The sequence below is a fragment of the uncultured Maricaulis sp. genome, from assembly GCF_947259345.1.
Classification (GTDB): Bacteria; Pseudomonadota; Alphaproteobacteria; order Caulobacterales; family Maricaulaceae; genus Maricaulis.
Genome location: NZ_CAMYLS010000020.1, coordinates 1 through 14773, shown reverse-complemented (window position 1 = coordinate 14773; position 14773 = coordinate 1). Strand labels below are relative to the sequence as shown.

Annotated in this window: 12 protein-coding genes and 1 tRNA gene; 9 read left to right on the top strand and 4 right to left on the bottom strand. The window is 65.2% G+C overall.

Going from position 1 to position 14773, the window contains the following annotated elements; all coding sequences use genetic code 11:
- Positions 1–74: 74 nt before the first annotated feature.
- A complete protein-coding gene (locus tag Q0X62_RS09455) occupies positions 75–968 on the top strand; it encodes a pirin family protein (RefSeq protein ID WP_297734600.1) in 894 nt (297 codons plus the stop codon).
- Between the two features lie 9 nt (positions 969–977).
- Here Q0X62_RS09455 and Q0X62_RS09450 read toward each other — a convergent pair whose 3' ends face one another.
- The gene (locus tag Q0X62_RS09450; RefSeq protein WP_297734597.1) at positions 978–1868 is read right to left on the bottom strand and encodes a hypothetical protein; all 891 of its coding nucleotides are present in this window, start codon (positions 1866–1868) and stop codon (positions 978–980) included.
- Positions 1869–1945: 77 nt separating this feature from the next.
- Entirely contained in the window at positions 1946–3052 is a 1107-nt protein-coding gene (locus tag Q0X62_RS09445; RefSeq protein ID WP_297734594.1) for a DUF2891 domain-containing protein, read from the bottom strand.
- A gap of 235 nt (positions 3053–3287) precedes the next feature.
- On the opposite strand from Q0X62_RS09445, the gene Q0X62_RS09440 reads away from it, so the two are divergent.
- On the top strand, positions 3288–4901 hold the full coding sequence (locus tag Q0X62_RS09440; protein WP_297734592.1) for a phosphoenolpyruvate carboxykinase: 1614 nt from the start codon (positions 3288–3290) through the stop codon (positions 4899–4901).
- 315 nt (positions 4902–5216) lie between these two features.
- Here the strand turns inward: Q0X62_RS09440 and Q0X62_RS09435 are convergent, their stop codons facing one another.
- Positions 5217–5627 (bottom strand): hypothetical protein, encoded by a 411-nt coding sequence (locus Q0X62_RS09435; protein WP_297734589.1) that lies wholly within the window; start codon positions 5625–5627, stop codon positions 5217–5219.
- 111 nt (positions 5628–5738) lie between these two features.
- Here Q0X62_RS09435 and Q0X62_RS09430 point away from each other — a divergent pair, with 111 nt between their 5' ends.
- The 6 genes from Q0X62_RS09430 (at position 5739) to Q0X62_RS09405 (ending at position 13117) form a co-directional block, all read left to right on the top strand.
- Positions 5739–6035 carry a hypothetical protein gene (locus Q0X62_RS09430; protein ID WP_297734587.1) on the top strand — a complete coding sequence of 99 codons (297 nt, stop codon included), beginning with the start codon at positions 5739–5741 and terminating at the stop codon, positions 6033–6035.
- Positions 6036–6172: 137 nt separating this feature from the next.
- Positions 6173–7975 carry a homoserine dehydrogenase gene (locus tag Q0X62_RS09425; RefSeq protein ID WP_297734584.1) on the top strand — a complete coding sequence of 601 codons (1803 nt, stop codon included), beginning with the start codon at positions 6173–6175 and terminating at the stop codon, positions 7973–7975.
- A complete protein-coding gene (locus Q0X62_RS09420) occupies positions 7972–8916 on the top strand; it encodes a homoserine kinase (RefSeq protein WP_297734581.1) in 945 nt (314 codons plus the stop codon). Before Q0X62_RS09425 ends, Q0X62_RS09420 begins: the two co-directional genes overlap by 4 nt.
- A complete protein-coding gene (gene thrC, locus Q0X62_RS09415; RefSeq protein WP_297734578.1) occupies positions 8913–10220 on the top strand; it encodes a threonine synthase in 1308 nt (435 codons plus the stop codon). Before Q0X62_RS09420 ends, thrC begins: the two co-directional genes overlap by 4 nt.
- A gap of 357 nt (positions 10221–10577) precedes the next feature.
- Positions 10578–12476, top strand: coding sequence for an ATP-binding protein (locus Q0X62_RS09410; RefSeq protein WP_297734575.1), 1899 nt, complete (start codon positions 10578–10580; stop codon positions 12474–12476).
- A complete protein-coding gene (locus Q0X62_RS09405) occupies positions 12473–13117 on the top strand; it encodes a response regulator transcription factor (RefSeq protein ID WP_297734572.1) in 645 nt (214 codons plus the stop codon). The genes Q0X62_RS09410 and Q0X62_RS09405 overlap by 4 nt, the downstream gene beginning before the upstream one ends.
- Before the next feature lie 68 nt (positions 13118–13185).
- On the opposite strand, the gene Q0X62_RS09400 is transcribed toward Q0X62_RS09405, so the two are convergent.
- Positions 13186–13262: transfer RNA gene (locus Q0X62_RS09400), tRNA-Met, on the bottom strand.
- 115 nt (positions 13263–13377) lie between these two features.
- Here Q0X62_RS09400 and Q0X62_RS09395 point away from each other — a divergent pair.
- On the top strand, positions 13378–14628 hold the full coding sequence (locus Q0X62_RS09395; protein ID WP_297734569.1) for a 2OG-Fe(II) oxygenase: 1251 nt from the start codon (positions 13378–13380) through the stop codon (positions 14626–14628).
- The last annotated feature ends 145 nt before the right edge of the window (positions 14629–14773 follow it).

Sequence of the window (14773 nt, the reverse complement as noted above, 5' to 3'; positions counted from 1 at the left end):
ATGAAGACCGCAGCGCGCCGCGCAAGCCACGCCCGTGTGCGGTCGCGATGCAAATATCAGTCGGAGGTCAGATCATGCCCGATACGCTCACCCGCAAATTCTCTGGTCGCACGCGCGATCTCGGCGGATTCGAGGTCCGGCGCGTCTTGCCGTACGCGAAGCAGCGCATGGTCGGACCTTTCATCTTCTTCGACCAGATGGGCCCGGCCGAGTTCGCGCCCGGTGACGGCATTGATGTACGGCCACACCCGCATATCGGCCTGGCCACCGTAACCTATCTCTTCGACGGCGCGCTGCAGCATCGCGACAGTCTGGGCGAGGACCTGGTCATCCGGCCGGGCGATGTGAACTGGATGACCGCCGGCCACGGCGTGGTCCATTCCGAGCGCACCCCCGCCCCGGAACGCGCGGCCGGACACAAGATGTATGGCATCCAGACCTGGGTTGCGCTGCCGGAAGACAAGCAGGACATGACGCCGGCCTTTTTCCATCATCCCGCCGACAGCCTGCCCGAATTCGAGAAAGGCGGCGCCCGCTTCCGCCTGATTCTCGGAACGGCCTGGGGCCGGGAAGCGCCGGTCGCTGTCTTCTCACCGATTTTCTACCTGCATGGCGAAATGCCCGCCGGCAGCGAAGTCGCGTTCGACATCGCGCACGAGGAACGCGCTTTCTATGTCGTCGAGGGCCGGGTGAGACTGGGCGATGACATGATCGAACCCGGTGCGATGGCCGTCCTGGCCCCGGATGAGACGCCGGATCTGCTCGCCGAACAGGACAGCCGTATCATGCTGTGTGGCGGTCGTTCGCTCGGCCCGCGCGTCATCGACTGGAATTTCGTCGGCCCGGACCGCGAAACGATTGACGCCGCCCGCAAAGACTGGACCGAAGCCGCTCGATCCGGCTTCCCGGCCAGCGGACGTTTCCGCCTGCCCGAAGGCGAAAGCGAGCACATCCCGCTGCCTGAATGACCCACGCGGCTATTCGTAAACCAGCGATCGGGAACCGGACTCCAACTCAACGCGATAGAGCCGTTCGCGGTCATCGAGCCCTGTCACTGTCAAAAAGACGGACTGGCCATCGGGATGGATGTCGAAAGCGCCGAAAACTTCGCCCTGGTTGGCATGAAGCACCGTGTCAGTGACGCCGTCATCGTGTAGCTGGACCAGGGCGTAATCCGTGTCGACTGACTGGATGGCATAGACTTGGCCTGTCGGCCCGACATTGGGGAGACGGAGGCGGCCGGTCGCAGGCGCTTCGCCCAACACGGTTTCCGTCCCGTCGGTCACGGAGACCCGAACGATCCGCGAAGGTGTCGCGTCGTCTGACCGGTCGAAGATCAGGCCCGACCCGTCCGGCATCCATTTGGGATGGAAGTCCCGGGCCGGACCTGTCGTGAGCTGTCGCGCCTCGGTCGCGCCGCGATCGAGAAGCCAGACATGAGGCCCCTGGGTCATCCGCACAAAAGCGATCTGGTCTCCATTCGGACTGACCTGGCTGTGCATTTCGCGCTCGGGGGTCCGGGTCAAAGCCGTGACCGCACCGTCGCTCAGACGAACCTCGTACACATCCCAGACATCGCGCATCCCGCGCGGCCCGCCGATGAAAACGATGCTGTCCCCTTCAGACGACCAGACCGGATTCACCGACCAGCCCTGACCGCTTGGCTGAGGCGTTGTCTCGCCTGTTGCCAGGTCGGTCACAAGGATGTCCGAAGTCCCCGCCTCCAGGTCAAAGCGGAAATGCGCAACCTGGTCACCACCGGGTGATACCCGCGGATGCGACTGCGCCCCTGCAACGCCCTGCACACTCAGCAGAGCGGCCAGGATCATCGCGCCATACACGGCGCGAACATAAAAAATCGGCTTCACGAGGTCTTGCTCCCGCTAAAGCCCGAGCCAGGGTTCAGACTAATCATGACGGGCACTCCACACGCCTAAACTTTCCGTCATTCCGGAATATCGAGCGCCCGACCGGTGGTAAGATAGGTGGCAAAGCTGGCCAGCCAGTGCCCGCCGGCATAATCGTCACCCGTGACCGAGGCGATGCCACTCGCCGCATGCTGAGCAGCCGTCGCGAGCAGGCTGGCCCGACGCGGGTCTTCGGCCGGCAAGGCGTACGCGATCGCCTCGAGATTCCAGGCCCGCGACAGGTTCACACCATCAAGATGGACCAGCTTGCCGTCCGAGGCGTCCAGTACGACGCCCGGCTCCAGCCAGTCCGCCGAGCCGTCGGTGGGAATGTCCGGCAGAAAGGCGGAGAGCCAGTCGGCATAGGCGTCCGCGTCCATCACACGGCGCATCAGGTCGGCTTCCATCAGGCAGGGCGACAGGAAATCCTCGCCCGACGGCTCATAGCCGATCGGGCAGTCCCGATCGTCGCGGTGAAAGCGCAGACTGGTTTCGACCAAGAGCGCTTCCAGCTCGGTGTCGCCGGCGGTGCGGGCCCAGTCGAGGGCGAGGGCAAAGCCGAAGGCGGACTGGTTGTGGGTCCCGATGCGGATCGGATAGGCCAGATTAGGCAGCCATGTGCGGTAGCGATCCGCAACAACGGCCTCCAGCGGCACCAGCGCCGCCGCCCAGCGCTCGGCGCGCGGATCATCCCATTCGCGCAGCTCGGCGGATAACTGAAGCAGCCAGGCAAGCCCGTAGGGGCGCTCATAGGACGCCCGGCCTTCCGCCTCGAAATAGGCCACTTCGCCCGCGATCGCGTCCGGGTTGAGATGGGCCTCCAGCGCAGCTGTCGCGGCGGCATCTGCGCCAGCATCGAGACCACCGCGGAGCAGGCGTACGATCAACCAATGTCCGTGTACGGCCGAGTGCCAGTCGAAACAGCCATAGAAGGCCGGATGCAGCTCACGCGGCGTGCGGGCGTCTGAGTCGGACTGCAGCACATGCGAAATCTTGTTCGGGTATTCGCGATCAACACAGTCCAGGGCGAGCTGGAGAAAGTGGGCCTCGCGCGCAGGCTCCGGCCTTTGCGACTGGGCCTCGGCGATGTTGCTGCAAAGAAAAGCAAAATTCGCAATTACTAGAAAAAATGTTCGCGATAACATGCACTTCCCCTCCGTTTATTGCGTTTGCAAACCGTGCCTTTTTGGCTTTTCTGGTCTTTGTCGATCTGCTACCGGCCCCATACCATGAGTGTTTGGCGGGACTGGCAAGTGACTTGCGTCCGTCGACGATACAGGCCCGCCCCTGCCCCGTTTCGAGGCGTCCGGCGGGCGAACAGGCGTCCTGCCTGACGACGCGGGAAAAAGCGTCGCGGGTACACTGGGGGTAAGGAAAAACATGTCCAAGTCCGAAGGTCTTGATGGCGGTCTCGCGGCACTGGGTGTCCAGGCCGGAACAATCAATCTCAACTGGAATGAGGCGCGACTCTACCAGGAAGCCGTTCAGCGCGGCGAAGCCGAAGTCGCCGAAGGTGGTGCTCTCGTCGTCAAAACGGGCGCCCATACCGGCCGCTCCGCCAAGGACAAGTTCACGGTCCGCGACGATGCCACCGAGAGCCAAGTCTGGTGGGATAATAACGCAGCCATCTCGCCGGAGCATTTCGATGCCCTGTGGGAAGACTTCCGGGCCCACATGTCAGGCAAGGAACTCTTCGTCCAGCAACTCTTCGGCGGTGCCGATCTCGATCACCGTCTGCCGGTCCGTGTCGTCAATGAGCTGGCCTGGCACTCCCTTTTCATCCGCCATCTCCTGCGCGTGCCGGCGGCCGAGGAATATGCCGGCTTTGAAGCCGAGTTCACCATCATCAACCTGCCCAGCTTCAAGGCCGACCCGTCGCGCCATGGCTGCCGCTCCGAGACCGTGATCGGGGTCGATTTCGAGCGCCGCATGGTGCTGATCGGTGGCACATCCTATGCCGGCGAGACCAAGAAATCGGTCTTCACCATTCTCAACTACCTGCTGCCGGCCAAGGGCATCATGCCGATGCATTGCTCGGTCAACGCCAAGGAAGACGGCAGTGATGCCGCGATCTTCTTTGGCCTGTCAGGCACGGGCAAGACGACGCTCTCGGCCGATGCCAGCCGCACGCTCGTGGGCGATGACGAGCATGGCTGGTCGGAGAATGGCCTGTTCAATTTCGAGGGCGGTTGCTACGCCAAGATGATCCGCCTGTCTGCCGAGGCCGAGCCGGAGATCCATGCCACCACCAAGATGTGGGGCACGGTGCTGGAAAACGTCGTCATGGACCCGGAGACCCGGGTGCTGGACCTTGATGATGACAGCCTCGCGGAAAATAGCCGTGGCGCCTACCCGCTCTCGGCCATTCCCAATGCCTCGGAGACCGGTCGCTGCGGTCATCCCAAGAATGTCGTCATGCTCACCTGCGACGCTTTCGGCATCATGCCGCCGATCGCCAAGCTGAGCCCGGCCCAGGCGATGTACCACTTCCTGTCCGGCTATACCGCCAAGGTCGCCGGCACCGAGAAAGGCGTGACAGAACCGTCCGCAACCTTCTCGACCTGTTTCGGTGCGCCTTTCATGCCGCGTCATCCGTCCGAGTATGGGGCGCTGCTGCGCGAACTGATCGCCGAGCACGATGTCGATTGCTGGCTGGTCAATACCGGCTGGACCGGCGGCGCCTATGGCACCGGCAACCGCATGCCGATCAAGGCCACCCGCGCCCTGCTCAACGCCGCCCTGGACGGCTCGCTCAATGGCGCGGCTTTCCGCGAGGACCCGAATTTCGGCTTCATGGTACCGATCGCTGTGGACGGTGTGGATTCCGGTATTCTCGACCCGCGCTCGACCTGGTCCGACAAGGCCGCCTATGACGCCCGGGCCGCCTCGCTGGTCGCCATGTTCAACGATAACTTCAAGACCTTCGAAGCCCATGTCGCACCCTATGTGCGCGCGGCCGCTCCGAAAGTGCGCGAGCTGACTGCGGCTGAATAGTACCGCGCTCATCGCAGCAGAACAAAGCCCCGGCCGGATGGTCGGGGCTTTTTCTTGTCTGGTCGCGGGAAGGTGCACGAGCCCGAGGCTGCCGATCATCCTCATTCCCGCCGCTAGATACCGTCATCCCGGCGAAGGCCGGGACCCAGACTCGCAGTCCCGATTTGGCCAAGCCGGGCTTCAGCGTACGACGCAGACTGGATCCTGACTTTCGTCAGGATGACGGTGGATTGGGGCGTCTTCTTTGTGTCGAGGGAAGCGTTCAATGCGGGGAGCCAGGCGCGCCCAACAAGACACGCTCCCCGCGACCTGAGGTCACCCCCGCTTCGGCGCCAGCCTGTGTCCCAGCCAGGCCATCGGCAGGAAGACGGCCAGCCCTGCCGCCCACATCCAGAGCGGGCTGGGGACGAAAATGAGATTGCTCAATCCGGCAAACAGCAGGCCGCCGCCCGCCATCATCGAAAGAGCCAGATGATGGGAACGGGCCACGGCGCTGGTCACCCAGCCGGCCGCGACAGCACCGCCAGCCCAGGCCGCGACAACCGCCAGGCGATTGATGTCCGGCACCCCGGCCATCGCCGCCCGCATGGCGTCAGCATCGCTCATATCGTCCGGCAGCAACCCGTCCGGCAATGGGAACGCCACATGGCCGGCGGCTTCGAGCAGGCCGGTCACAATGCCGCCCACGACAACGCCCGCCAGAACGGACAGGATGATACGGATCATGACAGGCTCCCGACCTCGGCCCGCTCCTGCGTGATGCGCGGCGGGGCCAACAGCCGCCAAGATTGCCCCAGCACGATCACCGCGACCAGCGGCCGGACTGTGGACAAAATCATGCCCGCCCGTGTGACCTTTAACACCCGATTACAGAATTTCTGCCAAAAAGGGTTTGACGGCGCGAAATTTTTGCGCACTTCTTGTCATCGAGTTTTGCAGGTGCAGCAATTGTGCTGTCACCCGCCTGCCGAAGGACTTGTCGATATGGCCCACGCCATGGACATGATCAGCCGCCGCCAGCCAACCCTTTCAGGGTCGGGCATGACCGGCTGCGTCATCCTCGGCGGCCTCGGTACCACCACCATGATTACCACGACGACCTCCTGGATCAGGGGAGCGGCCAACGTGGCGTAGCGGTACCAGACACACCGCAACACACCGAACCCGCTCCCCGACCGGCGAGCGGGTTTTTTCATGCCTGAATTCCAGCCCGAACCCTCAACCCAACCGACCACACATCTCACATCGACCCGACCCGAAGGATCCGACCCATGGCCTTGCCAGACCAACCCCAGCCAGAACGCCCCCAACGACCGCTCAAGCTTTGCGTACTCAAATTCGGAAGCTCCGTCCTGTTCACGCCCGACGACTATGCCCGCGCCGCCCACGAGATTTATCGCCATGTCCGCGCCGGCGAGAAAGTCGTCGCCGTCGTCTCGGCGCTGGATGGCGAGACCGATGCCCTGTTCGGCGTCGGCAATGATGTCGGCCAGGGTTGCTCCGACGCCTTGCTGGCTCGCCTGGTCCGCTGCGGCGAGCTGAAATCAGCGGCGCTGATGGGGTTGGCGCTCGAGCGCTCTGGCATTCCGTCCGCCGTTGTCGATCCGCATGAAATGGACTTGCGGGCCGAGGGTGAAGCGCTGGACGCCAATCTGACCGGTCTGGACAAGGCGCGGGTCCTGGCGCGCTTCGAAAAGGTTGATGTGATTGTCGCGCCGGGCTTCTTCGGCGAAGGCGCGGACGGGCCGGTTACCCTGGGTCGGGGCGGCACGGATCTGACAGCGGTGGAGTTCGCGCATTGGCTGGGCGCCGACCGGGTTCGCCTGATCAAGGATGTCGATGGGGTTTATACCGATGATCCGGCCAAGGTCGCCAATGCCAAACGGCTCGACCAGCTCGATTATGACGAGGCGGCCAAGGTCAGCCGCGGTCTGGTCCAGGACAAGGCCATCACGCGGGCCAAGGAACAGAATGTGGTCATCGAAGTCGCCGCACTCGGCCGCCCGTATGCCACCCGGATTGCCGCCGTCGACAAACGCGCCGGCGATGGGCTGGAGGCGCGGCCGCTCAAGGTCGCAGTCCTCGGCCATGGCGCGGTCGGCGCCGGTGTCTGCGCGCACCTTCTGGCGCATCCCGGCCGCTTCGCGCTCAACCCCGTTCTTGTTCGCGATCCGGACCAGCACCGCGCCGGGGCACCCGTCGCCCTCGCCTTCACCGCCGACCCGGCCGAAGCGCTGGCCAATGATCCCGATATTGTGGTCGAAACGATTGGCGGGACGGGACTGGCACGCGCCCTCTCACAAAGCGTTCTGCGCGAAGGAGCCCATCTGGTCACCGCCAACAAGGCCGTGATGGCGCTCGATTTCGAACGCCTGCACGAGCTGGCCGAAGAGAATGGCCGTTCGCTGCGCTATTCCGCCACGATTGGCGGCGGTGTTCCCATCCTCGAACTGGTCGATCTGCTCGCCGCCAATGACACCCTGCTTTCGGTCGAGGGCGTGCTGAACGGGACCTGCAATTTCGTCCTCGGCCAGCTGGGCCGGGGTGTCCCCCTCGCCGAGGCGGTCGCGGAAGCCCAGCGCCTGGGCTTTGCCGAGGCCGATCCCAGCGCCGATGTGGACGGCTATGACGCCGCCGACAAGCTGGCCATCCTGGTACGCCACGCCTTCGGAGTCGCCCTTCATCCCGACCAGATCAGTCGCGAAAGCCTCAACGACCTGTCTGCCGAACGCATCGCCGCCGTCAACGAGCAGGGGCTCGTCTTCAAACAAGTGGCCCGATGCAGCACAACCGCGGACGGGCGGGTCGAGGCTCGGGTCGAGATCCAGGCCCTGGCACCGGATCATCCGTTGGCGGGCCTGGTGAATGAAGGCAATGGTGCCCTGTTCGACCTGCCATCAGGCCGGGTCAGCGTGTTCGGCAAGGGCGCCGGCCGCTGGCCGACGGCGGAGGCGGTGTTCGCCGACATCATGGATATCCAGCGCGACACCATCCTGCCGCCGTCGGACGCATCGCGCGTGCCGGAGAATCCGCTTAGCCATATTCGCCGTATGTCCTCGAGGACCGTGGCATGAGCAAACCCCCATCGCTGGCACGCGCAAGCGCGCCAGCCAGTATCGGCAATGTCGGCGTCGGGTTTGACGTGCTCGGCCTCGCCTTCGACGCCGTGCGCGATACGGTCACGGCGCGCCGCGAGGACGCGCCCGGCATCCAGCTGGGCCATGTCTCCGGACTGGTCGAGAGCTTGCCGTCCGAGGTCGAGGGCAATTGCGCCCTGGCCGCGGCCGATGCCGTGCTTCAGGCGGCAGGGGCGCCCTGCGGCCTGACCATTGATATTCACAAGGGCGTGCCGCTGAGCGCAGGCATGGGCGGGTCCGCCGCGTCCGCCGTCGCTGCTGCGGGTGCCGTCAACGCCCTGCTGGGCTCACCCTTCAGCCTGTCCGAGCTTCTGCCCCTGGCCATGGAAGGCGAGAGAGTTTCTGCCGATCCACCGCCCTGGGACAATGTGATGGCGGCCCTGATGGGCGGACTTGTCGTCGCTGGCCGGATTGACCCGCCACTGATCCGGCGCCTGCCCCTGCCGGCCGGCGTGGCCTGCATTCTCTTTCATCCCGACCGCAAGGTGGAGACCCAACGCGCCCGCGAACTCCTCGCCCCGACCATCGACAAGAATATTGCCGTCGAGCATGCCCGCAACATGGCCAGCTTCGTCGCCGGCTGCGCGATCAATGATCTCGACCTGGTCCGCGCCGGCCTGCGCGACGTCTTCATCGAGCCGCAGCGGCGCCCGCTCCTGCCCGAGCTCGAGCCGGTCCAGGCTGCTGCCCTCGCCGCCGGCGCACTGGGCTGCTCCTTCTCGGGTTCCGGCCCCTCGGTCTTCGCCTGGGCGCTGGCAAGCGACCTGCCCGCCGTCGAGCGCGCCATGGCTGAGGCTTTCCGCGCCGCCAAGTGCGACGCCAACGCCTATGACGCGCCCATCGATTCCGCCGGGCTGCGTGTGGAGTCGGTGGAATGAGATATCGCTCGACACGCAGCGAAGCGCCGACGGTTCTCGCGGACGCCGCGCTGCGCGCCGGTGTCGCGCCGGATGGCGGGCTCTACATGCCGGAGCAATTGCCGCGCTTCAGCGTCGCGGATTTCAGCGAGACGCCGGATCTGCCCGGTCTGGCCGCCAAACTCCTCGCCCCCTTCTTTGCCGACACGCCCGTCCAAACCGCCATGGCGGATATCTGCGCCGACGCGTTCAACTTTCCCTGCCCGCGCGTCCGCCCGGACGCCCGCGAAGACGCGCCCGACATTCTCGAACTCTTCCACGGCCCGACCGGCGCCTTCAAGGATTTCGGCGCCCGCTTCCTCTTTCGCGCTTTCGGGGCGCTGGGTCAGACCTCGGACCGCCCAGCCACTGTGCTGGTCGCGACCTCGGGCGATACCGGCGGCGCGGTCGGCTGCGCGGCAGAAGGTGTCGCCGGAACACGCGCGGTTATCCTGTTTCCCGCCGGGCGGATCTCCGCCTTTCAGGAGCACCAGCTATGCTGCTGGCAAGCCCCGGTCGAAGCGGCCCGCATCGAAGGTGATTTCGATGCCTGCCAGGCGCTGGTCAAAACCGCCTTCGCCGACCCGGAACTCAGCCGCGCTCATAACCTGACCTCGGCCAATTCGATCAGTATCGGCCGCTTCCTGCCGCAAATGACCTATTGGGCCCGTGCCGCCCTCGATGTGTATGCCGAAACCGGCGAGCCCCCCGGCCTCATCATCCCGACGGGCAATCTGGGCAATGCCTTCGCGGCCGTGCTGGCCCGCACCTGCGGCCTGCCGATCGGCCCGATCGTGTTGGCGACCAATGCCAATACCACGCTGGCCGACTGGTTCCGGTCAGGACGCTATGAAGGGCGCCCCTCCATCGCCACGCTCGCCAATGCCATGGATGTCGGCGCGCCGAGCAATTTCGAACGTCTGGCGGCCCTGGAAGACAGCCAGATCGAAAGCGTGGTCTCGGTTGACGATAAACACATCAAGACGCGCATGAAGACGGTTTTCGACGAAACCGGCTATATCGCCTGTCCGCATACCGCGACAGCACTGGAAGCGTTCGAGCGGCTCGACCCCGACCCGCGCCAGTCGCGCCGTTGGATCGTCGGCGCGACGGCCCATCCGGGCAAGTTCGCCGATATTGTCGAGGCCGTCATCGGTCAGCCCGTCGATTTGCCGGCAACCTTGCGCGCCGTGCTGGAGCGCCCGGTCCGCTGCCACGACATCGCGCCGGACAAGGCCGCGCTGGCAAACCTGCTCGGCGGCAAGGCGCACGATCGCGTCGACTGAATGGACACCCGGTGGTCCGGCCACCCACCCGGGCGCACCGGGTCGGGCATGAACCGGCCTTGCGAGGGACTACCTGTACGGCCGGCTGGATGGTGAACCCGGACCACCGGATGACTGTGGCGCCTCTACCCGCATCGCGCGAGCGCGCTGCGGACCACCGCCCGGGTCTCTCAATGTGGGCGACTGCGCTTGATACCCAGTAGATTTCAAAACGATATGGCGCTGTAATACGGCCAGCCATCCCCCGTTCGGGGGAGCGGTGCGGCCGACCTTATCGCGTAGGGTTCGATCCGGTCAGGCCATGAGGGTCCGGTGGCTCAGGCGACAGCTGCGCGCCAACGAATCGAGGGGGGAAAGATGAAAACCGGGCTTGCGCTGTCGGCTCCGACTTTCCGCCTCTCTCTGATCCTGTTGATCGGACTGACGGCGCTCGCAATGCTCGGATGGCTGGCCATTCGCCCGCTCGAGCCCGGCGGTCCGATCCGGCCGCTTTTCGCCCAGCCCTTCAGCTTCTGGCCGCAAGTCGGGGTCGGTTTCGGATCACTCGTCCTGTCCGGCTGGGTCTGGGCCCTGAGGCCGCGCGATTTGGCAACGCGCCTGTTTGCCTTCTCGGGCCTGGCCACGCTGACCTTCACCTTCGCCGCCGCCGCGCTCGACATCCAGGGTGCGCCGCTGGCGGACAGCACCTTCTACGCGATCCTGATGCTGAATGCCGGCGGGGCCTCGGCCTTTGGCATCATCTTTATCGCCCTCTTCCTGGTCTATCCGGGCAATCTGCGCCTGGGCCGCACCGCAGCCCTGGTCATCGGCGGCGCGTTCGCCCTGTGGACCCTGCTCGCCCTGCTGGGCCATCTCCCGCCCGCCCTGGCCAGCGTGCACCTGATCACCACACTGGAGATGATCGGGATCGTGGTCGCAGTCGGTCTGCAATACCTCACCACAAGACGCGACCCGACCACCCATGCCATCGCCGTCTGGTTTGGCCTCGCTGTCCTGTTCGGCGCCGGCGGTTTCATCACGCTTAATGCCGTGCCCAATACGCTCGGCTTTGCGCCCCTTCTCCGGGCGGAATATGCTTTCTGTTTCTTTGGCCTGATCTATCTCGGTGTGGCCGCAGGCCTGCGCCGCTATCGGCTCTTCGAGCTCGGCGACTGGGCGTTCCGCATCCTGTTCTACGCCGCCGGCACCGGCCTTCTCCTTGCCCTGGACGCGGCCCTGATCTTCCTTCTGCCAATCGGGCCGGGCTCCGCTTTCGGCCTCTCCCTCCTTCTGGTCGCCTTCACCTACCTGCCGCTGCGCGATGCCCTGTCCCGCCGCTTCATGCCGCGCAGCCGACTGCGCGAGGATGAATTGTTCGGAGCCGTGGTCGGCGTCGCCCTGGAACCGGTTCGCGCCAAACGCGCAGAGCGCTGGTCACGATTGCTCGGGGAGACATTCAATACCCTGGAGACGCGGGTCGATCCGACCCCGTTGGCGCGGCCGGAAATCGCCGAGGAAGGCCTCTCCCTGCGCCTGCCGGCCCTGACCGGTATTCCCTCCCTCACCCTGCGCTATCCCTGGGGCGGACGCGGCCTGTTCGGGCCGGCCCAACTGCGTCTGGCGCGCCGCTTGATTGATCTCATGGCCCATGCCGAAGCCAGCCGCGATGCCTATGATCGGGGCGTTGCCGAGGAACGCGGACGCATTGCCCGGGATATGCATGACAATATTGGCGCGCAATTGCTCGGCGCGCTCCACTCCGCCGATGGTGACCGCAAGGATCTGATGATCCGGGAGACGCTCACCGATCTGCGCGACATCATCAATAATGCCGCAACACCCGGTCTTGATCTCGAGGAGACCCTGGCCGAATTGCGCGTCGAGACGGCCGACCGGCTGAGCGCCGTCGGGATCGAGCTCGACTGGTCAATGGAGATCGGTCAGGCCCCTGACCTCACGACCGGCGGCACGCACGCCCTGCGCTCCATTATCCGCGAGGCGGTCAGCAATACGATCAAGCATTCCGGAGCCCGTTGCCTGACGGTCAGCGCGACCCGTGAAGCGGGTCAGGCCGAGCTGGTCATCATGGATGACGGCAAGGGGATCGTCGCCCAAACCGGCCGCGAGGGGCACGGGCTCGCCAATATGCAAAGTCGCTCCCGGAGCCTGAAGGGAAGGCTCGAGATGAGTTCGGACGAGACCGGCACCCGCATCCGGCTGACCTTTCCGCTGGCGGCGGCCGCTGCCGGAACCGACGCTTCGAAAGGGCCCTCATGACCCGTATCCTCATCGTTGAAGATGTCACAGAGACCCGTCGCTGGCTGGGCGAGATCGCTCACGCGGCCTTCCCTGACTGCACGATAAGCGAGGCCGACAGCATGCGCACCGGGCTGGCTGAAGCCGCTCGCACGGATTGCGACATCGCCCTCATTGATCTCGGCCTGCCTGACGGCTCGGGCCTGGAAGTCCTGCGCAGCCTGCGCCTGGTCAATCCGGACGCCATCCCGATCGTCACCACGGTGATGGGCGATGACGCCCATATCGTCGCCGCCCTGTCAGCCGGCGCCCAGGGCTATCTCCTCAAGGAACATCCGGCCGAAATGCTGACCCGGCAACTGGTCCAGCTGGCCGACGGCACACCGGCCCTCTCTCCCTCGATCGCGCGCCGGATCATGGAACATTTCCGCTTCACCGGCCCGGCCGCGGACCCGGAAGAAGACCTGACCAATCGCGAAAAGGAAGTGCTCGGCCTGATCGGCCGCGGCCTGCGCAACAGCGATGTCGCCAAGGCGCTGGAACTGGCCGAAAGCACCGTCGCCAGCCATATCAAGTCGATCTATCGCAAGCTGGGGATATCGTCCCGCGCCGAGGCCAGCTGGCACGCGACGCGAATGGGACTGACGACGGGGGAGACTTAGCGCAACGACCTCCGCCTGGCGCTCGAGAGGCGCAAAAAAACCCTGCGCCGAAAGCACAGGGTTTTCTTTGGGTGCGGGGGTAGGATTTGAACCTACGACCTTCAGGTTATGAGCCTGACGAGCTACCGGACTGCTCCACCCCGCATCAGGGTGTTCCGGCGCGGTGTGTGCCGGGAGCGCGTGTGTAAGCTGACATCCGTGTACGGTCAACAGCATAGCTGCGCTTGGCGCGCATTCAAAAGCAGGGTTTAACTCGGGCCATGACACAGTCCCAGAATACGACCAGCAAGATCGCAGAGACGGCACTGGGCGACTGGCATGCCGGGCGCCATGAACACGCTATCGATGCGGTCGAGAAAGCCACCCTCACGGGCGATGAAGCGGCCATGAGCCTCCTTCTTCAATTTGCCCGGCAGCCGGAAGCCCCGGACACGCTCCTGGCCCGCACCCGACAAGCCCTGGAGGACGCGCCATCGAGCGTCATGCGCAATCGGCATCGCGCCTTTTACCGTGTTGCAGGCCTTGGCGCTGACGCCGGCGACTGGGGCGGCGCCCTTGCCCAGCGCCTGGAAGCCGCCAATGACGGCGACTGGGTAGCACTGACTGAACTCGGGCTGCTGGCTGTGATGACGGGAGACAATGAGACAGGGCTTGCCTGGCTGGAAAAAGCGGGCCGGGCCGGGTCCGGTCTCGCCATCGCGGCGCTCATGCGTGAATCCCTTGAAGCGGGCCAGCGCTTTGCCTGTCTGGATACGCTCGGACCGGGTCTGGCTGCATCCGGTCACCCCATGGCCGGTGGCCTGATGAATCGCTGTGCGCAATTGCCGCCCGCGCCGGCGAGCACCTTGTCGCCTCCGCCAGCAGATGCCGCAGCCGCCTTGGCCCGGATCCATGACGCCATTTCGGCACCGCCCCCGGAGCCGGACCGCCTGAACGCCTCGCCCCGCATCGAACGCTGGACACGGAACATCGCGCCCAGTGCCTGCGACTATCTCACAGTCGGTGCCGCGCCGCTTCTGAAGCCGGCCCAGATCATCAATCCCGAATCCGGCAATCTCGGGCATGCCAGCTATCGCAACTCGCTTACCGCGGCGATGCCCGACCAGGCGATGGATATGGTCACCTGGGCGATCAAGACCCAGATGGCCTCACTGGCCGGCACGACACCGCGCCATGGCGAGGCCCTCGCCGTCATCGTCTATCGACCCGGAGAGGAGTATCGCGCTCATTATGACTTCATCCTCGATTCCGACGGATATGCGGCCGAAGACATCCGCCGCCGGGGACAACGAGTCGCGACCTCGCTGGTTCGTCTCAACGAGGAATTCACCGGTGGCGACACGGTCTTTCCGCGTCTCAGTGTGCGCTGGACAGGCCAGCGTGGCGATGCGCTGAGCTTCGACAATGTTGACCCTCTCGGTGAGCTTCACAAAGCCAGCCTCCATGCCGGCGAGCCGGTGAAAGAGGGGGTCAAGGTGCTTGCCAGCCTGTGGCTGCGCGAGCGCGTTTGAGGACAGCCGGACTCACAGGCCGCGTCGCAGTCCATGCGCACGCGGCGGCGGCAAAGGTGATGCGTGTGTCCGTTGATTTCCTGTATTGGCCGGGGCCACCGCGCTCCTTTTGGATACCTCGGACAGCCCCCTCGCCGTCCTAAAT